The organism is Roseomonas sp. GC11 (genome assembly GCF_024437745.1).
Taxonomy (GTDB): Bacteria; Pseudomonadota; Alphaproteobacteria; order Acetobacterales; family Acetobacteraceae; genus Pseudoroseomonas.
The window spans coordinates 1-26,168 of sequence record NZ_JANFNY010000024.1 but is presented as its reverse complement, the minus strand read 5'-3'; the positions used below and the strand labels follow the sequence as shown (position 1 = coordinate 26,168).

Sequence of the window (26,168 nt, the reverse complement as noted above, 5' to 3'; positions counted from 1 at the left end):
CCGGCGATCAGCCCTGGAGGGGGAAGATCGGCTTGGCGTCGGCGAAGCTCTCGGGGAAGATCACCTTGATGTCGCCGCCCTGCACCTGGGTGTTCACCGGGGCCGCGCCCTGGTTCTGGCCATTGATGAACTTCGTCGGGCCATAGGGCATGATGTGGCCACGGAAGTTGGAGGCGGCCAGCGCCTCGGTCACCTTGCCGCGGTCAGCGGCACCGGCATTCTCGATGGCATCGGCCACCAGCTTCACGCAGGAATAGTTCAGCGGCACGTTATAGGCCCAGAGCCGGCCATCGGCCTCGACCTTCTTCTTCAGCGCCACGGCCTCCTCCTTGCGGGGATCGTGCCAGTGGTTGCAGTCCATCACGCCCTCGGCCGCCTCAGGGAATTCCTTGACGAAGCGGTAGTTGGAGGCGGCGCCGTTCAGCACGGCGTAGATGCCCTTGGGCCGGATGCGCTGCTGGCGCAGCGTGCGCGCCAGCAGGACGAATTCGCCGTAGTAGCTGGAGGGAATGACGAGATCGGGGTTCAGCGCGCGGATGCGCAGCGCGACATTCGACATGTCGCGCGCCGGGGTCGGGTGCGCGATGGTCTCCAGCACCTCGAAGCCGAGCTTCGGCAGTTCCGTCTGCATCAGCTTGGCGAGGCCGGAGCCGAAGAGGCCATCCTCATGCACCAGCACGACCGTCTTGGCGGCGCGGCCACCGGCGGTGTTGAGGCGGACGAGATTGGCCAGCGCCGTGTTCGTCACCGTGCCGAAGCCCGGGGCGAAGCGGAAGGTGTTGCGCAGGCCACGCGTGGTGATCTGGTCGGAGACACCGACATCGACGATATAGGGCAGGTCGTAGCGCGCGGCGGCCTGGCTGGCGGCGAGGCAGATCGGGCTGGCGAAGCCACCGACGATGGCGACCACGCCTTCCGCCTGCAGCTTCTCGACCTCCTGCGCCGCCGCCTCGGGGTTGGAGCGGGCATCGGCCACGACGAGTTCCACCCTGGCGCCGCCGAGTTCCTTCAGGCCGCCGGCGGCGTTGATCGCCTCCGCAGCCAGGGTGGCGCCGAGGCGGCCGAGATCGCCATCCTGCGCCAGCGCGCCGGTCAGCGGCTGGAGGATGCCGATCTTCACCGCGGCAGGCTGCGCGCGCAGCAGGCGCGGGGCGGCCAGCACGGGGAGCATGGCACCGGCGCGCAGGGCGGCGCGGCGCGTGAGAGTGAGGCGGGGCGAGGTCATGACGACGACTTCCTCTTGCTGCGCGTGGTCCGTGACGTGGCAGTTTCTTCAGTTTTGGCCGCCAGCGGCGGCAATGGGCTCCAGCGCCGGGCGCCATCGGCCCCCGTGCGCTGCAGCTGCATCTGGAAGGCGAAGCGGTCCGGGCGATAGAGGGCGTGCAGGTGCTCGACCGCCCTGCCCTCCTCATCCTCGACCACGCGCGTGAGGGAGAGCAGCGGCGCGCCGATCTCCAGGCTGAGCGCCTGCGCCACGTCCGGACCCGCCAGCGTCGCGCCGATCGACTGGCGCGCGCGCGCGACGCCGACGCCGCTGCGCTCCAGCAGCGTCAGCAGCGGCTGGGACGCCATCTCGGCCTCCGAATAGGTCAGGCCGATGCGCTCCGGCACATGGGTGGTGAGGTGGGAGAAGGGCGCGCCATTCATCTGCCGCACGCGCACCGCGCGCTGCGCCCGCTCCCCGGCCGCGAGGCCGAGGGCCTCCGCCACCGCCGCCGGGGGCTGCACATAGCCGAAGGCGAGCAGGCGCACCTCGGTGCGGCGCCCCATTTCCTTCAGGTGGGAAAAGACATCGGCGAAATCGACCACCGTCGGCGCCATCATGCCACCGGCGCGGACGAAGGTGCCGACTCCGGGGCGGCGTTCCACCAGCCCCTCGGCCGCCAGCTGGTCCAGCGCGCGGCGGATGGTGACGCGGGAGACGCCATGCTCGGCCGCCAGATCCGGCTCGCCGGGCAGCCGCGACCCCGCCGCGACATCGCCGCCGGCGATGCGGTCGCGCAGCAGCAGATAGAGGCGGCGCGCCTTGAAGGGTTCGACGGCGGCGTCCAAGCGGAGTGATCTCCTGTATGGTTTTCCAGACCGGATGCTGTCTAGCCTACGAGACAGGAGGATTGCGTCAACGATTTTCCTGCGGCATCGTCGCGAACGGGACGGAAGGGAGGAGCGAGATGCCAGCCAGGTCCATGCCAGCAAGCCCGGCGCCACGCGCGCTGTTCGACAAGGTGTGGGACGCGCATGTGGTCCTGACGCGCGAGGACGGGCAGAGCCTGCTCTGGATCGACCGGCATTTCTTCCATGAAGGCTCGCACCACGCCTTTGCCCAGTTGCGCGCGCGCGGGGCGCGGGTGGCGCGGCCGGAGCTGAATATCGGCGTGGCGGATCATTACGTGCCCACCCGCACGCCGGGGCGGAGCATCCCGGATGCCGGGATCGCCGGCATGGTGGCCGGGCTCGAGTCGAATGCGGCGCAGCACGGCACGCGGCTTTTCGGGCTGCATGACCCGCGCCAGGGCATTGTCCATGTCGTCGGGCCGGAGCAGGGGCTGACCCTGCCGGGGCTGACCATCGTCTGTGGCGACAGCCACACCTCCACCCATGGCGCCTTCGGGGCGCTGGCTTTCGGCATCGGCGCCTCCGAGGTGGCGCATGTGCTGATGACGCAGACCCTGTGGCAGAAACGGCCGAAGCGGATGCGCATCCGCATCGAGGGGGCGCTGGCGCCGGGCGTCTCGGCCAAGGACATGGCGCTGTCCATCATCGCCCGCATCGGCGCCGATGGGGCGCAGGGGCATGCGGTGGAATATGCCGGCAGCGCGGTGCGCGGCCTGTCCATGGAAGGGCGGCTGACGCTGTGCAACCTCGCCATCGAGAGCGGCGCGCGCTGCGGCATGGTGGCGCCGGACGAGACCACGCTGGCCTTTCTGCGCGGCCGCCCCTTCGCGCCCCAGGGTAGCGCCTTCGACTCCGCCGCCGAGGCCTGGATGGCCCTGCCCAGCGATCCCGGCGCCAGCTTCGACCGCGAGGAGGTGCTGATGGGGGCGGAGATCGCGCCCACCGTCACCTGGGGCGTCAGCCCGGAGGATGCGCTGCCCGTCACCGGCCGCATCCCCGACCCCGCCGCCACGGCCGATGCCGCCCGCGCCGCGCAGATCCGCGACGCGCTGGACTATATGGGCCTCCGCCCCGGGCAGGCGCTGGCGGAGATCGCGGTGGACCGTGTCTTCATCGGCTCCTGCACCAATAGCCGCATCGAGGATCTGCGCGCCGCGGCGGCGGTGCTGGCGGGGCGGCGGGCGAAGGTGCCGGGGCTGGTCTCGCCCGGCTCCTCCCTGGTGAAGCAGCAGGCGGAGCAGGAGGGGCTGGACCGCATCTTCCGCGCCGCCGGGCTGGACTGGGTGGACGCCGGCTGCTCCATGTGCGTCGGCATGAATGGCGATCTGGTGCCGGCGGGGGAGCGCTGCGCCTCCACCACCAACCGCAATTTCAAGGGGCGGCAGGGCAAGGGGGCGCGGACGCATCTGATGTCCCCCGCCATGGCCGCCGCCGCCGCCGTGACGGGGCATATCACCGATGTGCGCCCGCTGCTGGAAGGACGCGGCTGATGCAGCCTTTCACCACCCTCGCCGCCACTGCCTGCCCGCTGCCGCTGGCCAATGTGGACACGGACCAATTGATCCCCGCCCGTTTCATGAAGCGCCCGCGCAGCGAGGGCTATGGCCGTTTCCTGCTGCACGACCTGCGCTTCGCCGAGGATGGCAGCCCCCTCGCCCACTCGCCGATCGACCGCCCGGAGCGCGCGGGGGCGCAGGTGCTGGTGGCGCGGCGCAATTTCGGCAGCGGCTCCTCGCGGGAGGCGGCGGTCTATGCGCTGGTGGATGCCGGCTTCCGCTGCGTGCTGGCGCCGAGCTTCGGCGATATTTTTTCCAGCAACGCCGTGAATAACGGCCTCCTCCCCGCCCGGCTGGAGGAGGATGGGGTGGAGATTCTGCTCTCCTGGCTCCAGGCCGGGGGGCAGCGGCTGGTGGTGGACCTGACGGAATGCCAGGTGCGGGCGGATGGCCTGACCCTGCCCTTCCGCATCGACCCGGTGTGGCGCGTGAAGCTGCTGAATGGCTGGAACGACCTGGACCTGACCCTGAGCCATGCCGAGGCCATCACGGCCTTCGCCGCGGCGGACGCGCTCCTCCGCCCCTGGGCGCAGCTGCCGGCCGCCAGCGGCGGCCGGCCCTGACAGAGAGGAAGGGGGTGCGGGGGAATACTTTTCCCCCGCGTCTTTTTTATTCCTGGCTCTCCCTGACCGCCATCGACAGCAGCAGGAAGGAGAGCGTCTTGCCGTGCCCGTCGAGGTTGAGGGCGCCATTGACCCCCCCCTGCAACACGTCCTCGACCACGAAGTTGAAGGCCCCGAGCCCCGGCAGATCGTAGCGCCGCACCGCCGTGGCGCCGCGATGGGCGAAGAGCGCCAGGACTTTTTCCTCCGTCACCTCCGCCGCCAGATGCCGCCAATGCGCGGGGTCATGCGCGATCAGGGCGAGGTTCAGCCGGTTGCCCTTGTCCCCGGCGCGGGCATGGGCGAGGCGGTGCAGGGGGATCATGCATCCTCCAGGGTCAGCAGCGAGACGGTGGGCGAGAGGCGCTCGCGCGGCACCAGGAAGGACAGGGTGCGGATGCGGTCCACCACGCGGCTGCGCACACCGCCACCGCCGGCCGGGCCGCAGCAGTAGAGCGAGAGCACCTCGCGCACCGCGCGTTCCGCCTCTTCCCGCGTGGCGGTGGCGAGGGCGAGGCGCAGGCGGATATCCGGCGGCGCGATGTCGTCCAGCCCGGCGGGCGGCCCCGCATCGCCGCCGAAGACGCTGACGACGCCGATGAGATCCAGCCGCGCCTGCGCCGCCAGCCCGAGCTTCTCCAGCCTCTGCCGCAGCACGCGCCCCGCCAGTTCGGCGCGGGCGCGGGCATTGGGGCCGGCATAGGAGATCTCGCCCTCCCCCAGCCAGCCGCCGGGCAGGCTGACGGTGGCCTTCAGCGCCGGCGGGCGCGGGCGGCCCCGCGCGCCGGAGAGGCGCACGCGGTCCGGCCCCTCCTCGGTGAGGGTCACGCCGGTGATGTCCAGCACCACATCCGGGGTGAGGTAGGCGGCAGGGTCGTGCAGTTCGTAGAGCATCTGCTCGGTGACGGTGCGGCGGTCCACCAGCCCGCCGGTGCCGGGCGGCTTGGTGATGAGGATGCCGCCCTCCGCGTCGATCTCGGCGATGGGGAAGCCGATCTCGGCGAGGCCCGGCACGTCCTTCACGCCCGGGTCGGCAAAGTATCCGCCGGTGACCTGGGCGCCGCATTCCAGCAGGTGCCCGGCCAGGGTGCCGGCGGCCAGGCGGTCCCACTCCGCCTCGCCCCAGCCGAAATGCGCCAGCATGGGGCCAAGGGCCAGGGCCGGGTCGGAACAGCGGCCGGTGATGACCAGTTGCGCGCCCTGGCGCAGCGCCGCCGCGATGGGCGCCGCGCCGAGATAGACATTGGCGGCGATGACGCGCTCCGGCTCCAGCACCGCGCCGGCATCGCCCTCCCAGGGGTCGAGCCCGGCCAGGGCGGGGGTGCCGCGGATATCATCGCCCTCCACCACGCCGACGCGCAGGCCCGGCAGGCCCAGTTCCCGCGCCAGGGCCAGGGCGGCCCGCGCCGCGCCGCGCGGGTTGGCGGCGCCGCCATTGGTGACGATGGGAATGCCATGCGCCACGCAGCGCGCCAGGATGGGCCGCAGCAGATCGACCAAAGCGGGTTCATAGCCGGCCTCGGGGCGGTGCAGGCGCTCGCGCTGGGCCAGGGCCAGGGTGCGCTCGCCCAGCACCTCCAGCATCAGCGCCGCCGGGCCGCCCGCGGCGATCAGCGCCTCCACCACGGGAAGGGGGGCGTCCAGGCGATCCCCGGAAAAGCCGGAGCCGCAGCCGATGCGGAGAAGATCCATGGTTTTTCTTTTCCGAATAAAAATCTTTCTTTCCGTCTGGTGCCCCGCCTCGGTCCTGAAGCGGAACGCCAACTGAAAGAAATTTTTGGTTCTTTTTTTTAAAAAGAACGCTTCTTCCTTTTTTAATCCGCCTTGGCTCCGGACACCCGGATGACCTCCCGCCACTTGGCGATATCGGCGGCGAGCCAGGGGCGGAACTCGGCGGGGGGCATGGCGACCGGCTCCAGCCCCTGGTCGAGCAGCTGCTGCTTCAGCTCCGGGGCGAAGAGCGCCTCGCGCAGGGCGGCGTAGATGCGGTCCCGCAGCGGCTCGGGCAGTTTCGCCGGGGCGAAGAGGCCGTGCCAGGCGGAGACGTCGAACTCGGCGATGCCCTGCTCGATGGCGGTGGGGATGTCGGGCGTCAGCGCCAGCCGGTGGGCGGAGGTGGCGGCCAGGGCGCGCAGCGTGCCCTCGCGCACGAAGGGCAGCACCGCCGTCACCTGATAGATGATCATCGGCACATTGCCGGCCACTACATCCGTGACAGCCTGGGAGCCGCTGCGATAGGGCACATGCTCCAGCGGCGCGCCGGTCTTCAGCTTGAGCAGTTCGCCGGCGAGGTGGCTGGAGGTGCCATTGCCGGCCGAGGCATAGCTGACGCCGCCGCTCTGCCGCTTCGCCCAGGCGATGAATTCGGGCAGTGTCCGCGCCGGCACCCTGGGCGAGATGACCAGCAGGTTGGGCGCGTTGGTCACCAGCGCGATCGGCGCGAAATCGCGCAGCACGTCATAGGGCATGTTCGGCATCAGCGAGGCATTCACCGAATGCGAGGCGATGCTGCCCATGCAGAGCGTGTAGCCATCGGCGGGGGATTTGGCGACGGCGTCGCTGCCCACCACGCCACCGGCCCCGGCGCGGTTCTCCACCACCAGCGGCTGGCCGAGGATCTGGCCCATGCGGGGCACCACCAGCCGCGTCATGATGTCCGTGCTGGTGCCGGCGCCGAAGGGCACGACCATGCGGATGGGCCGGGCGGGCCAGTTCTCCTGGGCGCGCGGGGCGCGCGGCAGCAGCGGGGCGGCCAGGGCGGCGCCCAGCAGGGCGCGGCGCGGCAGGGGGGGAAGGGTCATGCTGCGTCTCCTCGGCGGGGGCTCGGGCGGCCCCGTTGCCGGTATCAGGCGGCAGGGCGGGCCATCAGGCAATTGAGATTTTCCGGGGCCACCCATAGGAAAGGGTTATGACCCCTTCCCTGCGCCAGATCCGCGCCCTGGTGGCGGCGGTGGAAACCGGCAGCTTCGTCCAGGCCGCGGCGCGGCTGCATGTCTCGCAGCCGGCGCTGACGGTGCAGATCCGCGAGATGGAGCAGGCGCTGGGCGTCACCCTCTTCGACCGCACGGCGCGCGGGGCGCGGCCGACGCGGGCGGGGGCGGCGCTGGCGGCCTCCTTCCAGCGCATCCTGGCGGAGCTGGAGGCGGTGGTGGACAGCGCGCGGGAGCAGGCGGCGCGGCGGGCGGGGGTGGTGCATCTGGCCGTGCTGCCCTCGGTGGCGGCGACGCTGCTGCCCGGCGCCCTGGCGCGGCTGCGCGCCGCCCATCCCGGCATCCGGGTGATGCTGCGCGATGCGGTGGCGCGGCGCGTCGGCGCGCTGGTGAGGGCGGGGGAGGCCGATCTCGGCATTGGCCACGCCGCCGCGCAGCCGGAGCCGGAGCTGGAGGAAACGCCGCTCTTCGAGGATGCGCTGGTGGCGGTGCTGCCGCCGGGGCACCCGCTGGCGGCGCTGCCGAGCCTGCCGCTGGCGGCGCTGGCCAGCGTGCCGCTGGTGCTGACGGACCCGGAGAGCAGCCTGCGCGCCCTGGCCGAGGCTGCCTTCGCCGCCGCCGGGCTGGCGGTGCCGCGCCCGGCCTATGAGGCCACCTACATGTCCACCGCCGTGGCGCTGGTGCGGGCGGGGCTGGGGCTGGCGCTGCTGCCCGCCACCGCCATCGACCTGCGCGCCGCGCCGGAGCTGGAGACGCGCCCCGTGGAAACTCCTTCTGACGGTGCCTCTGGCAGCATGGCGCTGCGCCGGCGCATCGTGCTGCTGCGGCGGCGCGGCGCCAGCCTCTCGCCGGCGGCGGAGGCGCTGGCCGAGGTGCTCGGGCTCCTGGCGAATCCCCTGTAGTCTCAAGTTGACTTGAGCCCCCGCGCCGTGCCGAGAATGGGCACAGGGAGAAAACGTCGTGGCAGACAGGACAAGGCAATGGTCCGTCTCCGCGCTGGCGCGCGAGTTCGGGCTGACGGCACAGGCGCTGCGCTTCTATGAGGAGCGCGGGCTGCTCGCCCCGCGCCGCGTGGAGGGCGCGCGGGTCTATGGCTACCGCGACCATGCGCGGCTGCGGCTGATCCAGAAATTCCGCCGCCTTGGCTTCTCCCTCGACCAGATCGCCGAGTATCTGGCGCAGTATCGCGGCGGGCAGCCGCATGCGGCGCAGTTCCGCCTGGGCCTGCGCCGCATCGAGGACCGCCTGGCCGAGCTGCGCCAGATGCGGCGCGAGCTGGACGAGACCATCACCGAGCTTGAAGCGATGCGGGCCGATGCCGAGGCGCGGCTGCGCCTCTGCGCCACCGAGCCCGCCTGAGGAGAGACGCCCGATGCCCGACTACAAGCCCCCCGTGGAGGACATGATCTCCCTGCTGGAGGAGGTGCTGGAGGCGGGGCCGCTGCTGGCCTCGCTGCCCGGGGCGGAAGGCGACCCGCTGCCGCTGCTGCGCGATGTGCTGAGCGAGGCCGGGCGCTTCACCGCCGGGGTGCTGGCGCCGCTGAATGCCAGCGGCGATGCCGAGGGCTGCCGGCTGGAGAATGGCGTGGTGCGCGCGCCGAAGGGCTTCGCCGAGGCTTATGCCGCCTTCGCCGCCGATGGCTGGACCAGCCTGACGCATCCGCCGGAATGGGGCGGCCAGGGCCTGCCGCAGGTGGCGCAGATCGCGCTGGACGAAATGGTCTCCTCCGCCAATTTCGCCTTCGGCCTGCTGCCGGGGCTGACGCGCGGCGCGGTGGAGACCATCGCCCGCTACGCGCCGGACGCGCTCAAGCCCGTCTATCTGCCGAAGCTGGTCTCCGGCACCTGGACCGGGGCGATGGCGCTGACCGAAGCCCATGCCGGCACCGATCTCGGCCTGCTGCGCACGCGGGCGGAGCCGCAGCCCGATGGCACGCTGCGCGTCACCGGCAGCAAGATCTTCATCACCGTGGGCGACCACGAGATGGCGGAGAATATCGTTCATCTCGTGCTGGTGCGGCTGCCGGACGCACCGCCGGGGGTGCGCGGCATCAGCCTCGCCCTGGTGCCGAAATACCTGCCGGATGCGGAGGGGCGGCCGGGCCCGCGCAACGCCATGTCGGTGGGCGCGCTGGAGCACAAGATGGGCATCCATGGCTCGCCCACCTGCGTGATGAATTATGACGGCGCCACGGGCTGGCTGATCGGCGAGCCGCATCGCGGCCTCTCCGCCATGTTCACCATGATGAATGCGGAGCGGCTCTTCGTCGGGCTGCAGGGCCTCGGCGTGGCGGAGGCGGCCTATCAGGGCGCGGCGCGCTATGCGCGGGAGCGGCTGCAGGGCCGCGCGCCGCTCGCCGCCGGCACAGGCACCGCACCCGCCGGGCAAGGGCCGCAGCCCATCCTCGGCCACCCGGATGTGCGCAGGATGCTGCTGACCATCCGCGCCTTCACCGGCGCCGGCCGCGCCCTGGCGCTGTGGACGGCGCTGGAGATGGACAAGGCCGCGCATCTGCCCGAGGCCGCCGGGCGCGCGGCGGCGGAGGGGCTGCTGGCCCTGCTCACCCCGGTGATCAAGGCCTCCTTCACCGATCTCGGCTTCGAGGCGACGGTGCTGGCGCAGCAGGTCCTGGGCGGGCACGGCTATGTGCGCGAATGGGGGATGGAGCAGTTCGTCCGCGATGCCCGCATCGCGCAAATCTATGAGGGCACCAATGGCGTGCAGGCCATGGACCTCGTCACCCGCAAGCTGGTGATGGAGGAGGGGCTGCTGCCCTTCCGCTTCTTCGCCCTGGTGCGGCAGAGCATCGAGGCGGGCGCGGCCATTCCGGGCGCGGCGGACTACACCGCGCCGCTGGCCGCCGCGCTGAAGCGGCTGGAGGGCGCCACCACCCGGCTGCAGAAGCGCGCCGCGGCGGACCCGGTGGAGGCCGGCGCCGCCGCCACCGACTATCTGCGCTTCTTCGCGCTGGTGGCGCTGGGCTGGATGTGGCTGCGCATGGCGCTGCACGCCCTCGCCCTGGGGGCGGCGGCGGAGGAGCGCCACCGTGACCGGCTGGCGGTGGCGCAGTTCTTCCTGCGCCGCATCCTGCCGCAGACGGTGGCGCTGGACCTCGCCATCGCCGAGGGCGCGGCGCCGCTGCTCGCCCTGCGGGAGGAGGCCTACTGACCCCCCTTCCCGCCTGCCGGACCGCATTCGCCTGACCAAGAAAAACCAAAAGGGAGGAGACGAAGGATGCGTGGGCTGATGATGGATGTTCCGCTGCTGGTCAGCGCCGTGCTGCGCCATGCCGCGGAGACGCATGGGGAGACGGAGATCGTCTCCCGCACCGTCGAGGGGCCGATCCACCGCACCACCTATGCGGCGCTGCACGAACGCAGCCAGCGCCTGGCGAAGGCGCTGCTGGCGCTTGGCCTCGGCCAGGGCGGGCGGGTCGGCACCCTGGCCTGGAACGGCTATCGCCACCTGGAGATCTATTATGCCGCCGGCGGCGCCGGGCTGGTGTGCCACACCATCAACCCGCGCCTCTTCCCCGAGCAGATCGCCGGTATCATCCGCCATGCGGAGGATGAGATTCTCTGTGCCGATCTCACCTTCCTGCCGCTGCTGGCGGGGCTGGCGGGGAAGCTCGGCGCCGTGCGCGCCATCGTGGTGATGACGGACCGCGCCCATATGCCGCCCCCGCCGGAGGGGCTGCCGCCGCTGCTCTGCTACGAGGAGCTTCTGGCGGCCCAGCCGCCCGGCTTCGACTGGCCGGCGCTGGACGAGAACACCGCCTGCGGCCTGTGCTACACCTCCGGCACCACGGGGATGCCGAAGGGCGTGCTCTACAGCCACCGCTCCTGCGTGCTGCACGCCCTGGGCTGCTGCCTGCCGGATGTCTTCGAACTCAGCGCCCGCTCGGTGATCATGCCGGCGGTGCCGATGTTCCACGTCAATGCCTGGGGCACGCCCTATTCGGCGCCGATGGTGGGCGCCAAGCTGGTGCTGCCCGGCCCGAAGCTCGATGGCGCCAGCCTGCGCGAGCTCATCCTCAGCGAGGGCGTCACCTTCTCCGCCGGGGTGCCGACGGTGTGGATGGGACTGCTCGACTGGCTGGACGCCCAGGGTGAGATAGCAGGCGAGATAGCAGGGGCGCAGGGCGGCCTCGGCGCGCTGCGGCTGGTGGGCATTGGCGGTTCCGCCTGCCCGCCGGTGGTGATCGAGCGCCTGGCGGCGCGCGGTGTCACCGTCCGCCATGCCTGGGGCATGACGGAGACCAGCCCCGTCGCCCTGACCAGCGCGCCGCAGGCGAAGCATGAGGGCCTCCCCCCGCGTGAGCGGCTGGCGCTCTCCGCCCGGCAGGGCCGGCCGCTCTATGGCGTCGAGTTCCGCGTCCTTGGCGCCGACGGGCAGCCGGTGGCGCGCGATGGCGTGGCCTTCGGCCGGCTGCTGGTGCGCGGCCCCTGGGTGGCCGCGGCCTATCACGGGCTGGAGGACAGCCCCGCCCATGCGACGGAGCCGGGCTGGTTCGACACCGGCGATGTCGCGACCGTCGATGCCGATGGCTATGTCTGCATCGTCGACCGCACCAAGGACGTCATCAAATCCGGCGGCGAGTGGATCAGCTCGATCGAGCTGGAGAACATCGCCGTCAGCCACCCGGCGGTGCAGGAGGCGGCGGCCGTCGCCCGGCCGGACCCGAAATGGGGGGAGCGGCCGCTGCTCGTCCTCGTGCGGCGGCCGGGGGTGGCGGTGACGGCGGAGGAGATCCGCGCGCATTTCCACGGGCGCGTCGCGCGCTGGTGCATCCCCGAGGATATCCGCTTCGCCGAGGAGTTGCCCCACACCGCCACCGGCAAGCTGCTGAAGTCGCGCATCCGCGAACTCTATGCCGAGGCGATGCAGGCCGCCGGAAACTGAGGCCATGGGCTGATGAGGCCGGGGGGCTGGCGCCGCCCCGCTCTGAATACCGGGAACCGGCCGCCGCGAAGGGGGCCGGCATCCATATGCACCAAGGGCCCGCAGAGGCCCCCAGGGAGACAGACAGGAAATGAGCCTTACCCTTCCGCGCCGCGCGCTGCTCGCCGGCACCGGTGCCGCCGCCATGGGGGGTGCCCTGGCCGGGCGCTCCGCCCGGGCGCAGGCGCGCTCCACCATCCGCATCGGCGTGCTGACCGATATGTCCGGCCCCTATCGCGACCCCACGGGGCCGGGCAGCGTGGCCTGCGCGCAGCAGGCGGCGCGGGAATTCATGGCCAGCCACCCCGGCATCGCCGTGGAGATCGTCGCCGCCGACCACCAGAACCGCGCCGATACCGGCTCCACCATCGCCCGCCGCTGGTATGACCAGGACGGGGTGGACATGATCCTGGACGTGCCGACCTCCTCCGTCGCCCTCGCCGTCGCCGGCGTGACGCGGGACAAGGACAAGGTCTTCGTCAATTCCGGCGCCGCGACGCCCGACCTCTATGGCAGCCAGTGCACCCCCAACACCGTGCACTGGACCTATGACACGCAGATGATTTCCCGCACCGTCGGCACCGCGCTGACCAAGGCGGGCGGCGACACCTGGTACTTCATCACCGCCGACTACACCTTCGGCCACAACCTCCAGCGCGACACCACGCGTTTCGTGGAGGAGGCGGGCGGCAAGGTGGTGGGCGCCGCGCGCTACCCCTTCCCCAGCACCACCGATTTCTCCTCCTTCCTGGTTCAGGCGCAGGCCAGCCGGGCGAAGGTGGTGGGCCTCGCCAATGCCGGGGCGGATACGGTGAACGCGGTGAAGCAGGCGCGCGAATTCGGCCTGACGCGGCGGGCGAAGCTGGCGACGCTGCTGCTCGCCATCGCCGATGTGCACGGGCTGGGGCTGGAGAATGGCCAGGGCCTGCTGCTGACCGAGAGCTTCTATTGGGACATGAACGCGCGCACCCGTGCCTTCGCCGCGCGCATGATGCCGCATATGCCGGGGGGCCTGCCGGTCGGCATGATCCATGCCGGCTGCTATGCCGGCACGCTGCATTACCTGAAGGCGGTGGCGGATCTCGGCGTCGCGGAGGCGCGCCGCTCCGGCCGTGCCGTGGTGGAGCGCATGAAGGCCATGCCGACGGATGACGATGCCTTTGGCGCCGGCCGCATCCGCCCCGATGGCCGCAAGCTGCACCCGGCCTATCTCTTCGAGGTGAAATCCCCGCAGGAGAGCAAGGCGCCCTTCGACTACTACAAGCTGGTGCAGACGGTGGCGGCCGACGAGGTCTTCCGCCCCATGTCGGAGGGCGGCTGCCCCCTGATCCGGGGTTGAACCGGCGCTACATAGGAGGAGACAGCCGGCCGCCAGCGGCGGCCGGCCCTGACGGAAAGGAAGGGGGTGCGGGGGAATACTTTTCCCCCGCGTCTTTTTCCCTTCTGTTCTGTCTTTTCCCCTGGGAGCCTCCCCCGCATGAAAGCCGTGCCTGCCAGCCTGACCCTGCCGCTTCGCCAGTTGGACGACCCGGCTTTCCTCTCCCCCCTGCTGAAGGCCCTGGCCCTGGCGCTGCTCTGCTTTGGCGGCCTGGCCTGGCTGGCGGATTGGGGCGTGGCCACGCTGGCCGGCGGCACCGGCTGGCTGGCCACCCTGGCCGGGCTGCTGGGCGGCCTTCTTGTTCTCGTCTCCGCCCTCTGGCTCTTTGTCCCGGTGCTGCTGGCGCTGACCGGCCTCTTCCTGGATGCGGTGGCGGAGGCGGTCGAGCGCCGCTTCTACCCTGCCCTGCCCCCGGCGCTGGGCGCCTCCCTGGCGGCACAGGTGGCGGCGGGGCTGGCCCTGTCGGTGAAGCTGCTGCTGCTCAGCCTCATCACCCTGCCGCTGGCGCTGCTGCTGCCGCCGCTGGGGGTGGTGCTTTACTGGGCGGTGGCCTCGGTCTCGCTCGGCTATGGCCTGTTTGAGGCGGTGGCGCAGCGCCGCATGGGCGTGGCCGAATCCCGCGCCCTGCGCCGCCGCCGCCGGGTTGAGGTGCTGGCCATTGGGGGCGCACTGGCCGCCCTCGCCGCCGTGCCCTTCGCCAATCTGCTCGTGCCGGTGCTGGGCACGGCGGCGATGACGCATCTGCTGCACAGAAAGTAAGACTCTTCTTTTTCTGAAGAAAAAGAAGCAAAAAGACTTTTTCTGTCTGGCGTGGGCACGAGCGGCCGATATGGCGCCCGTGAAAAAAATCCGGCGGATCCGTTGCGCGTGCCGCACGGAATGTGCTGCGCTTCGGGCGCGCCGCGGGACTGACGCGCGGCGCGGGAGAGAACCCGCAGCACAGACGGGGGAAGGAACAAGTCCATGACACAGATGACCCGGCGCGGCCTGCTCGGCGGCGCCGCCGCCCTGGTGGCCGCCACGCAGATGCCCGGCCTCGCCACCGCCGCCGCGCCTTTCCGCAACGACCTGCCGCCAGCCTGGCACCGCTTCCGCCTCGGCGCGTTCGAGGCCACGGTGATCTCCGATGGCCGCCTGCCGCTCGGCAAGCCGGCCCCGGCCTTCCCCTCCTCCCCGCCGGAGGAAATCAGCCGCCTGATGAGCAGCAATTTCCTGCCCACCGACGAGGCGACGCTGGAACAGAATATTCTCGTCCTCAACACCGGCCGGCAGCTCATCCTGTTCGACACCGGCATGGGCGACAGCATGGGCCCGGCCAGCAAGATGTTCGGCCCCACCACGGGCAAGATGCTGGCCAATCTCCGCGCCGCCGGCATCAGCCCGGAGCAGATCGACCTCGTCGTCCTCACCCACGCCCATTGCGACCATTGCTGGGGCCTCGTGGACGCCAATGGCAACAAGGTCTTCCCCAATGCCCAGGTGGCGCTCTCCGAGGCCGATCTGCGCTTCTGGACGGATGACGCCAACAAGCGCGGGCCGGAATTCATGACGCCCTTCATCGACGGGGCGAAGAAGAACCTCTCCGCCTACCGCGACCGCATGATCATGGTGAAGGACGAGCAGGAGGTGGTGCCGGGCGTCGTCGCCCTTGCCTCACCGGGGCACACGGTCGGGCATCACTGCTACGCCATCAGCTCCGGCAACGAGGTGATGGTCAATACCGGCGATCTGGCGCACCACCACATCCTGCTGCTGCGCAAGCCGCTGTGGGAATTCTCCTTCGACACCGACCCGAAGCTCTCCGCCCAGAGCCGCAGCCGCATGCTCGACCGGCTGGCGACGGATCGCCACGCCGTGCTCTCCTACCACTTCCCCTGGCCCGGCCTCGGCCATGTCACCCGCGAGGGCGATGGCTATGGCTGGGTGCAGGAGCCGATGAACCTCTCCACCCTCGGCTGAGTGCGGCTTGCGGATGGGTTTCCAAAGGCCTCAGGCCTTTGGTGGGGAGAGTTTGAGAGGGGCGAAGCCCCTCTCAAGACCACGCGCGGCAGGATGACCGCTCTGTTGCAACGCACCGGAATGGTTGACCCTCCGCTCGTGCAGGAGGATACCGGACCAGCCCGGTGCGGTTTGACGCGTGCCGGGCTTGTCTCCTCAGGCCGGACCCTCTGCCCATGCTGCGGCGTTTCTTTGCCTATTACCGCCCCCACAAGGGGCTGTTCCTGCTGGATTTCTCCTGCGCCATCCTGTCCGGGCTGCTGGAGCTGGGCTTCCCCATCGCGGTCAAGGCCTTTGTCGACCACCTGCTGCCCGGGCAGAACTGGGGGCTGATCCTGGCCGCCGCGGCGGGGCTGATCGGCATCTACCTGGTCAATACCGGGCTGATGGCCATCGTCACCTACTGGGGCCACGCGCTCGGCATCAACATCGAGACGGAGATGCGCCGCAAGGCTTTCGACCATCTCCAGAAGCTTTCTTTCCGGTTCTATGACAACCAGAAGACCGGCCACCTCGTCGCCCGCGTCACCCGCGACCTGGAGGAGATCGGCGAGGTCGCCCATCACGGGCCGGAGGATCTCTTCATCGCGGTGATGACGCTGCTCGGCGCCTTCGCGCTGATGTTCAGCGTGCACTGGCCGCTGGCGCTGCTGACGGCGGTGGTCGTGCCGCTCATCACCTGGGCCTCGGCGCATTACGGCGCCGGCATGACGCGCACCTGGCGGGAGATCTATGGCCGCGTCGGCGCCTTCAACGCCCGCATCGAGGAGGCGGTGGGCGGCATCCGCGTGGTGAAGGCCTTCGCCAATGAGGAGCATGAGCGCCGCCTCTTCGCGCACGACAATGCGCGCTACCGCGAGACGAAGCTGCGTGCCTACAAGATCATGGCCGCCAGCATGTCGCTCAACTACCTCGGCATGCGGCTGACGCAGATGATCGTCATGATCGCCGGCAGCTATTTCGTCCTGCGCGGGGAGCTGAGCCAGGGCGCCTTCATCGGCTTCCTGCTGCTGGTCGGCGTTTTCTTCCGCCCGATCGAGAAGATCAGCGCGGTGCTGGAAACCTACCCCAAGGGCATCGCCGGCTTCCGCCGCTACACCGAACTGCTGGACACCGCGCCCGATATCACCGATGCGCCGGACGCCATCCCCGCCCCGCCGCTGAAGGGCGAGATCCGCTTCGAGCAGGTGCGCTTCGCCTATGGCCCGGGCCGCGCCGTGCTGGAGGGCGTGGACCTCGCCATCCATGCCGGGGAGACGGTGGCCTTTGTCGGCCCCTCCGGTGCCGGCAAGACGACGCTCTGCTCCCTGCTGCCGCGCTTCTACGAGGTCAGCGGCGGGCGCATCACCATCGACGGCATCGACATCCGCAGCATGAGCATGGCCTCCCTGCGCGCGCAGATCGGCATCGTGCAGCAGGATGTTTTTCTCTTTGCCGGCACGCTGCGCGAGAACATCGCCTATGGCCGCCTGGGCGCCAGCGAGGCGGAAATCCTGGAGGCCGCGCGCCGCGCCCGGCTGGATGGCGTCATCGCCGCCCTGCCGGAGGGGCTGGACACGGTGATCGGCGAGCGCGGCGTGAAGCTCTCCGGCGGGCAGAAGCAGCGCCTCGCCATCGCCCGCATCTTCCTCAAGAACCCGCCCATCCTCATCCTGGACGAGGCCACCTCGGCCCTCGATACCGAGACGGAGCGCGCCATCCAGCAGAGCCTGACGGAACTGGCGCAGGGGCGGACCACCCTGGTCATCGCCCACCGCCTCGCCACCATCCGCGATGCGGACAGCATCGTGGTGGTGGACCAGGGCGGCATCGCCGAGCGCGGGCGGCATGAGGAATTGCTGGCCCGGCCGGGGCCTTACCGGCGGCTGCACAGCGTGCAGCATGGGGCCGTCGCCTGATCGCCCGCGCGGAGAGGGCACCGCCCTCTCCGCACCTCTCCCGCTGGGGTGGCAGGGCCACCCCAGACCCCGCCTTCAGGCAGGTTGGGCCATTGCGGAGACAGGTTTGACCGGCGCCGCGACTTCGGCATAGCCACGGCCATAATGGCGCTCCAGCCGGACCTGCACGAGGTTCCACAGCGTCGTCAGCACGAGGTAATAGACGGCGGCGACGCAGTAGAGTTCCAGCACCTCGAACTTCTCCTGCATCAGCACCTGGCTGCGCCGCATCAGCTCCTCCAGCGAGATGACGGAGGCCAGCGAGGTCGCCTTCAGCAGGCCGTTCAGCGAATTGCCGAGCGGCGGGATGATCAGCCGCGCCACCTGCGGCAGCAGCACCAGCCGCAGCGTGTGCCAGGGCGAGAGGCCCAGCGCCTTCGCCGCCTCCCGCTGGCCCTTCGGCACGCCCTGGAAGCCGCCCCGGATGGTCTCGGAGAGATAGGCGGCCTCGTTCAGGCTGAGCGCCAGCAGCGCCGAGGCCAGCACGCCGAGCTTGAGCCCGATCTGCGGCAGGCCGGTGTAGATCAGCACCAGCTGCACCAGCAGCGGCGTGCCGCGGAAGATCCACACATAGAAGCCCGCCGCCGAGGATAGCGCCAGGTGGCGCGACATGCGCGCCAACGCCAGCAGCATGCCCAGGAACAGGCCGATGAGCATGGTGGCCACCGTCAGCCCGATCGTCACCAGCACGCCCTGCAGCAGATAGGCGTTGGTGAGGTAGGAGAGAAAGGCGTGGACGTCGAACACCGGCCTGTTCCCCCGCCTCAGTTCGCGGCGGGGCCGGGGCCGCGGATGGCGAAGCTCTCCGCCTGGAGGCGTGTCATGCCGAAGCGGTCGAACAGCCTGTCATAGGTGCCATCGGCCTTCAGCGCGGTCAGCGCCGCCGCCGCGCCCTCGGCCATCGCCCTGTCGCGGAAGGCCAGCGTGATGTCGGTGCCGAAGAGGCCCTGCAGATGCGCCTTCGCCACCTTCTTCTGCACGAGGTCGTTCACCGTCTCGTCGATGTTGATCGCCGCCTCCAGCTGCCCGGCACGCAGCGCCGCCACCGTCTCGCTGGCGGTGGAGAAGGTGCGGAAGTCGATCGGCTTCAGCCCGCGCGCCACCATCTCGGCATTCACCTCGCGCGATTTGCGCTCCTGGTAGGTCGCGCTCTCGATGCCGACGACGCGGCCCGAAAGATCGTCGAATTTGGTGATGGCGAGGCTGCTGTTGGGCAGGGTGTAGATGCTGATGGCCTGCTGCGCGTAGGGCACCATGTAGAAGAGCTTCGAGCGCTCCTCCGTCCAGAACAGGCCGGTGTTGATGGTGTCGAAGCGCCCGGCGCGCAGGCCCGGGATCATCGGCGGGAAATCCATGCGCAGGAAGACCGGCTCGACGCAGAGCTTCGCGGCAATGGCGCGCGCCAGCTCGACATTGAGCCCCTGCAACTCGCCCCTGCTGTCCACGAATTGCTGCGGCGGCAGGGTGGGGTTGATGGACATCTGCCACTTGCCCGCCTCGAGCAGGCTGGCGGCGGGCACCTTGGGCGCGCAGGACTGCGCCAGAGCCTGTCCGCCCAGCAGCAGGGCGCCGGCCAGGCCAAGGAGAAGGCGACGTGTGCTCATCCTGTATGTCTCCGTTCGCGGATTTGCCCGGCCGGTGTGCAGGCCCCGGCCGTCCTCTCAGACGCAAGCAACGGAAAAAGCAGAAGCAGCAAGAAGCGTGCCGCCCTCAGGCGGGACGCGCATCCCGCCCCAGCACCAGCGCGGCATGCTCGGCGGTGATCACCGCCTCGCCGTGCTGGTTGATGAGTTCGAGCGATTCCATCACGACGCCGCGCCCCGCCTCGCGGCTCGGCCGCGCGGAGAGGAAGCGGAAGCGCAGATGCACGCGGTCCCCGGCCAGGATGGCGCAGCGGAAGCGCACCTTGTCCCAGCCGAGCGAGGCGATGGAGGTGGTCTCGTAGAGACGCAGCTCCGTCTTCAATCCTTCCATCAGCGCGAGGCCGAACAGCCCGTGCGCGATGACGCCGCCAAAGCCGCGCGCGCGGGCATAAGCCTCCTCCGTGTGCAGCGGGTGGTGGTCGCGCGTCAGCGCGGCGAAGGCGGCGATCTCCTCCGCCGTGATGGCGTGCTCGTCCGTGCGCCATTCCTGGCCCGGCTGCACATCCTCCCAGCACAGGCTGCGCGGGGCGGGGCCGCTCAGCATGGCACCCGGCGCGCGCGCGGCGGCAGGCGGGCGAATTCCGCGCCGATGCCCATCGGCCCTTCATGGAACAGCCGCGCCTCCATCGGCTTCAGGTTGGGGCTGATGCGCGGGGCGAAGCCCATGCGGTCCAGCACATCCTCGCGCAGCCGCGCGCCGGGGGCGATCTCGGTCAGCAGCAGCCCCTCCGGCGTCAGTTCGAACACCGCGCGCTCGGTGACGAAGCTGACCTCCTGCCCCTTGGCCAGGGCCTGGGGGCCACTGAAGCTGATCTGCTCCACCGCAGGGATGAATTTTTTGAAGTTGCCATCGCGCAGGATACGGAGCGCGCCCTCCTCCACCGCGATGTCCAGCCGCCCGCCGGTGAGCGTGCCGCTGAAGACGAGGCGCCGCGTGTTCTGCGTGATGTCGATGAAGCCGCCCGAGCCGGCGAAGCGGTTGCCGAAGCGGGTGACATTGACATTCCCCGCCGGATCGACCTGGGCGAAGGAGAGAAAGGCGCAGGACAGCCCGCCACCATCGTAGAAATCGAACTGGTAGCCCTGGTCGATGATGGCGCGCGGATTGATGGCGGTGCCGAATTCGCGGGCATGGCCGGGCACGCCGCCGATCACCCCGGCCTCGACGGTCAGGGTGATCATCTCCTCGATCCCCTCTTCCGCCGCGACATTCGGGATCATGGCGGAGACACCGACGCCGAGATTGACGACATCGCCCGGCCGCAATTCCAGCGCGGCGCGGCGCGCCATCACGCGGCGCTCGCTCAGCGGGTCGGGGCGGATGGCGGAGACGGGCACGCGCGTCTCGCCGCAGCGGCTCGGGTCGTGGCGCGTGCCGAAGGTCTGCATCTGCTCCGGCTCCACCACCAGCACATCGATGAGGAAGCCCGGGATCTTCACCATCTGCGGGTGCAGGCTGCCGCGCCGCGCCAGCCGCTTCACCTGGCAGATGACGAGGCCGCCGGCATTGTGCACGGCCTGCGCCATCGAGAGATCCTCGCGCGTCGTCGCCTCATGCTCCATGGCGACATAGCCATCCTCATCCGCCGTGGTGCCGCGCAGCAGGGCGATGCGCGGGCGCTCCGGCGCGTGGTAGAACAGCATGTCGCGCCCGCGCAGATGCAGGCGCTCCACCATCGGCTCCGTGGTGCGCTCATTCATGCGGCCACCGCCCAGCGCCGGCTCCATATAGGTGCCGAGGCCGACATGGGTGAGCACGCCGGGCTGCCCCGCCGCCATGGCGCGGCACAGCCCCGTCATCACGCCCTGCGGGAAGTTGTAGGCCTCCACGCGGTTTTCGTCGATCAGGGCCATGAAGGGCACCTGGAGGCCGAAATGCCCGCCATAGACGCGGCGGACCAGCCCCTCATGCGCGAAATGGCACATTCCATGCTCCGTCACCGCACCGACGCCGGTGACATGGAACAGGGTGAGGTCGCGCGGCCCCTGGCCGGCGAGGAAGCGGCGCTCGATCGCCTCGATCACCGCCTCCGGCGTGCCGGTGCCGCCATTGCCGCCGATGATGACGAAATCGCCGTCCTGCACCAGCGCGGCGGCCTCCTCCGCCGGGAGGATGCGCGGCGCCATCAGGCCATTTCCTTCTCGACCTGGCGGGCGATGATCAGGCGCTGGATCTGGTTGGTGCCCTCATAGATCTGCGCCAGCCGCACATCGCGGAACAGGCGCTCGACGCGGTATTCGCGCGAATAGCCGTTGCCACCATGGATCTGCAGCGCGTTGGAGACGTTGCGCGTCGCCATGTCGGTGGTGAAGAGCTTGGCCTGCGCCGCCTCCTTGGCGATCGGCAGGCCGGCATCGCAAAGCCGCGCCGCGTGGTGCACCAGCAGGCGGGAGGCGGCGATCTCGGTGGACATGTCGGCCACCATGAACTGCACCGCCTGGAAGTTCAGGATCGGGCCGCCGAACTGCTTGCGGCTGCGCGCATAGGCGACGGCATCCTCAAACCCCGCCTGGGCGATGCCGAGCGCCATGGCCGACATCATCAGGCGGGAGAAGTTGAAATTGCCCATGGCCATCTTGAAGGCGCCATTCTCCGGCCCCACCAGCGCATCCAGCGGCGCCCGCACGCCATCGAGCGTGATCTGGCAATCCTCCAGCCCGTGCATGCCGAGCAGATCCTCGGTCTTGCCGCGGATCAGCCCGGGCGAGGCGCCATCGAGCAGGAAGCAGGACATGGCGCGGTGGCCCTGGCCCTCGGCCCCGGTGCGGGCGAAGACCATCAGCGCATCCACCACGCCGCCCAGCGTCACCCAGGCCTTGGTGCCGTTCAGCACCCAGCCCTCCCCCTCGCGCCGCGCCGTGGTGCGCAGCCCGGCGACATCGGAGCCGTGGTCCGGCTCCGTCACCGCCGTGGCGGGGATGATGTCGCCGGCCAGGATGCCGGGGATCAGCGCGCGCTGGCGCGCATTGCCGTGCTCGCTGAGAAAGAGCGCCGCCTCCACGGGGATGGCGAAGGCATTGCCGACGGCGGCGGAGCAGCGGGCGATTTCCTCCATCGCCACGCAGGCGCCGAGCGCGCCAAGCCCGGCACCCCCCGCCGCCTCCGGCAGCGCCACGGCGAAGAGGCCGAGTTCCGCCATGGCCTTGTAGAGATCGCGCGGGAAACGGTCCTCACGATCAATGGCGGCGGCACGCGGCAGGATCTCGCGCTCGGCGAAGCGGCGGACAGTGTCGCGCAGCGCGACCAGCGGCTCACTGAAAAAAACGTCCACCGGCTCAGCCCTCCGCGTCACAGGCCAGGGTGCCGCCATGCGCCACCTCGTCGCGCGCGCGCTCGATGAAATAGACGGCCAGCGTCGCCTCCGGCACGCCGTAGAGGGCGGCGAGCGGGCCGGTCAGCGCGCGGGCGGCGGCGCGGCGGGCGGCGGTGTCGCGGCGATAGGCATGCACCTTGGCCAGGATGCGCGGCGTGCCGGCCGCCTCGCCCATCACCCCGGCATGGGCGTAGTGGCTGGCGGGGATGTCGAGGAAATAGGTCGTCACCGTCTGCGGGCCGACGCCGAAGGCGGCGCACAGCCCCTCGGTGACGGCGCGCGCCACCCCGGCGCGGGTGGCCTCGGGCACAGGCGGGGCGAGGAGTTCGACATAGGGCATGGCTATCGGGCCTCGGCGGGCAGGCGGAGAGAGGGCGTGCGGGATGCGGGGGGGCGGCAGGACTGGCGCTCGATCAGGCGGGCGCCGATGCGGTATTCGCGCGCGGGGCTGGCGCTGGCCTCGCCGCGCAGGCGCAGCAGGAGGCGGTCCACCGCCAGTTCGGCCAGGGCGGCCGGGCCATTATCCACCACGCTGATGGCGGGGCGCTGCCAGGCGAGGCCCGGCATATCCTCGTAGCAGAGCAGCGAGAGATGCTCGGGCACCAGCAGGCCGCGCTCGGCCAGGCCGCGCAGCACGCCGAGCGTGCTCTCGTGGTTGGCGACGAAGAGGGCGGTGGGCCGCTCCCCGCCATCGAGCAGGGCGCGGCAGCCGGCCAGCCCGGTCTCCGGCTCGTAGCGCCCGGCATGGACCAGGCCCGCGTCGAAGGGCAGCCCGGCCTCTTCCAGCGCGCGGCGATAGCCCGAGAGGCGCTCCCGCCCCGAGGTGGTCTCGGCGCGGCCGACGATCAGGCCGATGCGGCGGTGGCCGAGCGCCAGCAGATGCCGCGTGCCGGCATAGGCCCCTTCCGGATCGCCGGCGAGGATGGTTTCCAGCTCCGCCGACTCGTCGCGGCGGATGACGCAGGTGACGGGCGTGCCGGCGCGCTCCAGCGCCGCCAGCCGGGGGCCGTTCTGGCCTGTGGGGCAGATGATCAGCCCTTCCGCCGCCTGGGCTGCCAGGGTGGCCAGGGCCTCCTCCTCCTGCGCCGGGTCATCGGCGGTGATGCAGAGGAGAAGCTGGTAGCCCGCGGCGCGCAGCCGGGCCTGGGCGACCTCGGCCAGCACGCGGAAGGAGGCATTGGCGAGGTTGTGCACCACCAGGCCGATGAGGCGGGAGGAGCGCGTCTTCAGCCCGCGCGCCAGGATATTGGGGCGATAGCCGAGTTCGGCGGCGATGCGCTGGATGCGCTGCTCGGTCTCACGGCTGGTCAGCCCGCCGGCCAGCGCGCGGGAGGCGGTGCTGACGGAGACTTTGGCAAGGCGCGCGACATCGCGCAGGGTGACGGGGCCGTCCATGCCGCCATGCTGGACCGCAAACGATTGCGACCGCAAGCCCCCTTTTTCAGCCCTTTCCTACGCGGTCTTGACGGGGGAGGCAGGGAGGTTCTTAGCTATTGCCCGCAATCGTTTGCGGCCCCAGCCCGAGGAGCGCGCATGGATCTGACCGGTATCGGCGGCGTCTGGCCCGCCACCCTCACCCCCTTCACGCCCGAGGGCGCGCTGGATGAGGGGGCGCTCTGCGCGCATTTCGCCCATCTGGCGGCGATTCCCGGCGTGCGCGCCCTGGTGGTGAATGGCCATGCCGGCGAGGCCACCGCGCTGGATCTGGCGGAGCGCCACCGCGTCGTCGCCCTGGCCCGCGCCACGCTGGGGGCGGAAACCGGCCTCGTGGCCGGCGTGGCGGCGGAGAATACCCGGCAGGCCTGCGCCCTGGCGCGCGATGCCGCCGAGGCGGGGGCGGATGCGCTGCTGCTCTTCCCGCCACCGGCCTTCGCCGGGGGCTCGGCGGCGCGGCCCGAGGCCATCCTGGCCTTTGCCCGGGCCGTGGCCGAGGCCGGGGGCAAGCCCCTGGTGCTGTTCCAGCTCTCCCGTGCCTCGGGGCTGGGCTACACGGCGGAGACGCTGCGCCGGCTCTGCACGGAGATCCCTTCCGTCATCGCCGTGAAGGAAGGCAGCGACCTGCCTGCCGGCTATGACGAAACCCGCGCCGTGCTGGCCGCGCTGGGGCGGCCCGTGACCCTGCTGACCAGCAACAACACCGCGCTGCTCGGCACCCTGGCCTGTGGGGGGGATGGCATCCTCTCCGGCCTGGGCAGCGTGGCGGCGCCCCTGCTGGTGGATCTGGACGCGGCGATCCGGCGCGGCGACCTCGCCGCTGCCCGCGCGGCGCATGAACGGATGCTGCCGCTGGTGCGCGCCTTCTACCGGGCGCCTGGCATGGACATCCACAACCGCATGAAGACGGCGCTGCACCTGATGGGGCTGCTGCCGCATCCTGAGCCGCGCCCGCCCTTGCAGCCCCTCATGGCGGAGGAGCGCGCCGCCATCGGCGCCGCTCTGCGGGAAGCCGGTCTGCTTCCCTCCCCCGCATCCCGCTGCGAGGCCGTTTGACAAGACAGCACGCGGTCCTGAGAGGGGCTTCGCCCCTCTCAGACCTGCAAGGCAGCGCCTTGCAGCCACCAAAGGCCTGAGGCCTTTGGAAACCCTTCTGTGAGTCTCCCCTGATGTTTGAGGGGGCAAAGCCCCCTCAAGCCACGCGCGCCCGCCTTCCCAAACAGCCTCCAAGGAGCTTTCGCATGCCCGCCTTCCGCGGCACCTATACCGTGATGATCACGCCCTTCGACGCGACGGGGGCGGTGGACCTGCCCGCGCTGCGCGACTTCGTGGAATGGCAGATCACCCAGGGCATCCACGGGCTGATCCCGCTCGGCTCCACCGGCGAATTCCTCTCCCTGTCGGATGAGGAGCATGAGGCGGTGGCCGAGACCGTCATCCGCCAGGCGGCGGGGCGGGTGCCGGTGCTGGTCGGCACCGGGGCGGAGGATACGCGGGAGGTGGTGCGCCTCAGCCGCCGTGCCGAGCGGCTGGGGGCGGATGGGGTGATGATCATCCCGCCCTTCTACTCCACGCCCACCGAGGATGAACTGTTCCACCACTACAGCACCGTCTCGGACGCCATCGGCATTCCGATCATGCTCTACAACAACCCGGCGACGGCCAATGTGGACATGAGGCCGGCGCTGGTGGCTCGGCTCTCCGCCATCCCGAATTGCCGCTATATCAAGGAGAGCACGCTGGAGGTGACGCGGGTGCGCGACATCCTGCGCCTCTGTGGCGAGCGGATGACGGTGTTTGGCGGTATCCTGGGCTTCGAGAGCTTCGTGGAAGGCGCTGAGGGCTGGGTGGCGGTGGCCTCGAACGTGGCGCCCGCGGCACTGGCGCGGCTTTTCACCCTGGTGGCGGATGAGGGCAAGATCGCCGAGGCCCGCGCGCTCTATCTGCGCTACCTGCCGTTGATCGAATTTGTTGGCGGTCAGGCTTATGTGGCAGGCACCAAGGCGCTGCTCGGCGAGATGGGCCGGCCCGTGGGCGTGCCGCGCCCGCCTCGCCTGCCGCTGCCGGTGGATCGGATGGCCCAGGCGGAGCGGATTGTCCGCGAGCTGTGTTGAAAGACACAGCGGGACATCTCCTTCTCCGTATCCATACGGCCAAGGCCACGGATGCCGAGGTCAGGTGGTGGGCGGCATTCGCCGCTGCCGGTCAGGGCTGAGCTCCCCGGGGGTGCCGATCCTGGGAAGGCCTTGATCAGCTTGCTAGCTTGCGCCTGGTGGCTGGCTTGCGCGACCACGCCTTGGCGAGGTCTTCGACGGCCTT

At 70.7% G+C, this 26,168-nt stretch carries 24 protein-coding genes; 12 read left to right on the top strand and 12 right to left on the bottom strand.

Annotated elements, in window-relative coordinates; genetic code table 11:
- Window positions 1-7: 7 nt before the first annotated feature.
- The gene (locus NON00_RS09675) at window positions 8-1,225 is read right to left on the bottom strand and encodes an ABC transporter substrate-binding protein (protein WP_256020126.1); all 1,218 of its coding nucleotides are present in this window, start codon (window positions 1,223-1,225) and stop codon (window positions 8-10) included.
- Window positions 1,222-2,052 carry a GntR family transcriptional regulator gene (locus tag NON00_RS09670; protein WP_256020125.1) on the bottom strand — a complete coding sequence of 277 codons (831 nt, stop codon included), beginning with the start codon at window positions 2,050-2,052 and terminating at the stop codon, window positions 1,222-1,224. Before NON00_RS09670 ends, NON00_RS09675 begins: the two co-directional genes overlap by 4 nt.
- 119 nt (window positions 2,053-2,171) lie before the next feature.
- Between NON00_RS09670 and leuC the strand changes: the two genes are divergently transcribed.
- Window positions 2,172-3,605 (top strand): 3-isopropylmalate dehydratase large subunit, encoded by a 1,434-nt coding sequence (gene leuC / locus NON00_RS09665; RefSeq protein WP_256020124.1) that lies wholly within the window; start codon window positions 2,172-2,174, stop codon window positions 3,603-3,605.
- A complete protein-coding gene (gene leuD, locus NON00_RS09660; protein ID WP_256020123.1) occupies window positions 3,605-4,234 on the top strand; it encodes a 3-isopropylmalate dehydratase small subunit in 630 nt (209 codons plus the stop codon). Before leuC ends, leuD begins: the two co-directional genes overlap by 1 nt.
- A 46-nt stretch (window positions 4,235-4,280) precedes the next feature.
- Here leuD and NON00_RS09655 read toward each other — a convergent pair whose 3' ends face one another.
- From NON00_RS09655 to NON00_RS09645, 3 genes are all read right to left on the bottom strand, one after another.
- Window positions 4,281-4,598: a hypothetical protein gene (locus NON00_RS09655; RefSeq protein WP_256020122.1), complete on the bottom strand. Its 318-nt coding sequence runs from the start codon at window positions 4,596-4,598 to the stop codon at window positions 4,281-4,283.
- Window positions 4,595-5,965, bottom strand: a complete 1,371-nt coding sequence (locus tag NON00_RS09650) for an acyclic terpene utilization AtuA family protein (RefSeq protein ID WP_256020121.1) — start codon at window positions 5,963-5,965, stop codon at window positions 4,595-4,597. Before NON00_RS09650 ends, NON00_RS09655 begins: the two co-directional genes overlap by 4 nt.
- A gap of 122 nt (window positions 5,966-6,087) precedes the next feature.
- Window positions 6,088-7,074 (bottom strand): tripartite tricarboxylate transporter substrate binding protein, encoded by a 987-nt coding sequence (locus tag NON00_RS09645; RefSeq protein WP_256020120.1) that lies wholly within the window; start codon window positions 7,072-7,074, stop codon window positions 6,088-6,090.
- 107 nt (window positions 7,075-7,181) lie between these two features.
- Between NON00_RS09645 and NON00_RS09640 the strand changes: the two genes are divergently transcribed.
- From NON00_RS09640 to NON00_RS09605, 8 genes are all read left to right on the top strand, one after another.
- A complete protein-coding gene (locus NON00_RS09640; RefSeq protein WP_256020119.1) occupies window positions 7,182-8,105 on the top strand; it encodes a LysR family transcriptional regulator in 924 nt (307 codons plus the stop codon).
- 58 nt (window positions 8,106-8,163) lie between these two features.
- Window positions 8,164-8,562 (top strand): MerR family transcriptional regulator, encoded by a 399-nt coding sequence (locus tag NON00_RS09635; RefSeq protein WP_256020118.1) that lies wholly within the window; start codon window positions 8,164-8,166, stop codon window positions 8,560-8,562.
- A gap of 13 nt (window positions 8,563-8,575) precedes the next feature.
- Window positions 8,576-10,372 carry an acyl-CoA dehydrogenase C-terminal domain-containing protein gene (locus NON00_RS09630; protein WP_256020117.1) on the top strand — a complete coding sequence of 599 codons (1,797 nt, stop codon included), beginning with the start codon at window positions 8,576-8,578 and terminating at the stop codon, window positions 10,370-10,372.
- A 66-nt stretch (window positions 10,373-10,438) separates the two neighbouring features.
- Window positions 10,439-12,106 (top strand): long-chain-fatty-acid--CoA ligase, encoded by a 1,668-nt coding sequence (locus NON00_RS09625; protein WP_256020116.1) that lies wholly within the window; start codon window positions 10,439-10,441, stop codon window positions 12,104-12,106.
- Between the two features lie 130 nt (window positions 12,107-12,236).
- Window positions 12,237-13,484 (top strand): ABC transporter substrate-binding protein, encoded by a 1,248-nt coding sequence (locus NON00_RS09620; RefSeq protein ID WP_256020115.1) that lies wholly within the window; start codon window positions 12,237-12,239, stop codon window positions 13,482-13,484.
- A gap of 138 nt (window positions 13,485-13,622) precedes the next feature.
- Entirely contained in the window at window positions 13,623-14,282 is a 660-nt protein-coding gene (locus tag NON00_RS09615; protein WP_256020114.1) for an EI24 domain-containing protein, read from the top strand.
- Window positions 14,283-14,486: 204 nt separating this feature from the next.
- Window positions 14,487-15,482 carry an MBL fold metallo-hydrolase gene (locus NON00_RS09610; protein WP_256020113.1) on the top strand — a complete coding sequence of 332 codons (996 nt, stop codon included), beginning with the start codon at window positions 14,487-14,489 and terminating at the stop codon, window positions 15,480-15,482.
- A gap of 215 nt (window positions 15,483-15,697) precedes the next feature.
- Window positions 15,698-17,419: an ABC transporter ATP-binding protein gene (locus tag NON00_RS09605; RefSeq protein ID WP_256020112.1), complete on the top strand. Its 1,722-nt coding sequence runs from the start codon at window positions 15,698-15,700 to the stop codon at window positions 17,417-17,419.
- A gap of 75 nt (window positions 17,420-17,494) precedes the next feature.
- Here NON00_RS09605 and NON00_RS09600 read toward each other — a convergent pair whose 3' ends face one another.
- From NON00_RS09600 to NON00_RS09570, 7 genes are all read right to left on the bottom strand, one after another.
- Window positions 17,495-18,205, bottom strand: a complete 711-nt coding sequence (locus tag NON00_RS09600; protein WP_256020111.1) for an amino acid ABC transporter permease — start codon at window positions 18,203-18,205, stop codon at window positions 17,495-17,497.
- A gap of 17 nt (window positions 18,206-18,222) precedes the next feature.
- Complete coding sequence (locus NON00_RS09595) at window positions 18,223-19,062, bottom strand: transporter substrate-binding domain-containing protein (protein WP_256020110.1); 840 nt, start codon at window positions 19,060-19,062, stop codon at window positions 18,223-18,225.
- 106 nt (window positions 19,063-19,168) lie between these two features.
- The gene (locus tag NON00_RS09590; RefSeq protein WP_256020109.1) at window positions 19,169-19,645 is read right to left on the bottom strand and encodes a MaoC family dehydratase; all 477 of its coding nucleotides are present in this window, start codon (window positions 19,643-19,645) and stop codon (window positions 19,169-19,171) included.
- Entirely contained in the window at window positions 19,639-21,228 is a 1,590-nt protein-coding gene (locus NON00_RS09585) for an acyl CoA:acetate/3-ketoacid CoA transferase (protein ID WP_256020108.1), read from the bottom strand. Before NON00_RS09585 ends, NON00_RS09590 begins: the two co-directional genes overlap by 7 nt.
- Window positions 21,228-22,373: an acyl-CoA dehydrogenase family protein gene (locus NON00_RS09580; RefSeq protein WP_256020107.1), complete on the bottom strand. Its 1,146-nt coding sequence runs from the start codon at window positions 22,371-22,373 to the stop codon at window positions 21,228-21,230. The genes NON00_RS09585 and NON00_RS09580 overlap by 1 nt, the downstream gene beginning before the upstream one ends.
- A 4-nt stretch (window positions 22,374-22,377) precedes the next feature.
- Entirely contained in the window at window positions 22,378-22,755 is a 378-nt protein-coding gene (locus NON00_RS09575; protein ID WP_256020105.1) for a hypothetical protein, read from the bottom strand.
- Window positions 22,756-22,757: 2 nt separating this feature from the next.
- Window positions 22,758-23,810, bottom strand: coding sequence for a LacI family DNA-binding transcriptional regulator (locus NON00_RS09570; RefSeq protein ID WP_256020104.1), 1,053 nt, complete (start codon window positions 23,808-23,810; stop codon window positions 22,758-22,760).
- Between the two features lie 138 nt (window positions 23,811-23,948).
- Between NON00_RS09570 and NON00_RS09565 the strand changes: the two genes are divergently transcribed.
- Entirely contained in the window at window positions 23,949-24,905 is a 957-nt protein-coding gene (locus NON00_RS09565; protein WP_256020102.1) for a dihydrodipicolinate synthase family protein, read from the top strand.
- A gap of 185 nt (window positions 24,906-25,090) precedes the next feature.
- Window positions 25,091-25,963 (top strand): dihydrodipicolinate synthase family protein, encoded by an 873-nt coding sequence (locus tag NON00_RS09560; RefSeq protein ID WP_256020101.1) that lies wholly within the window; start codon window positions 25,091-25,093, stop codon window positions 25,961-25,963.
- The last annotated feature ends 205 nt before the right edge of the window (window positions 25,964-26,168 follow it).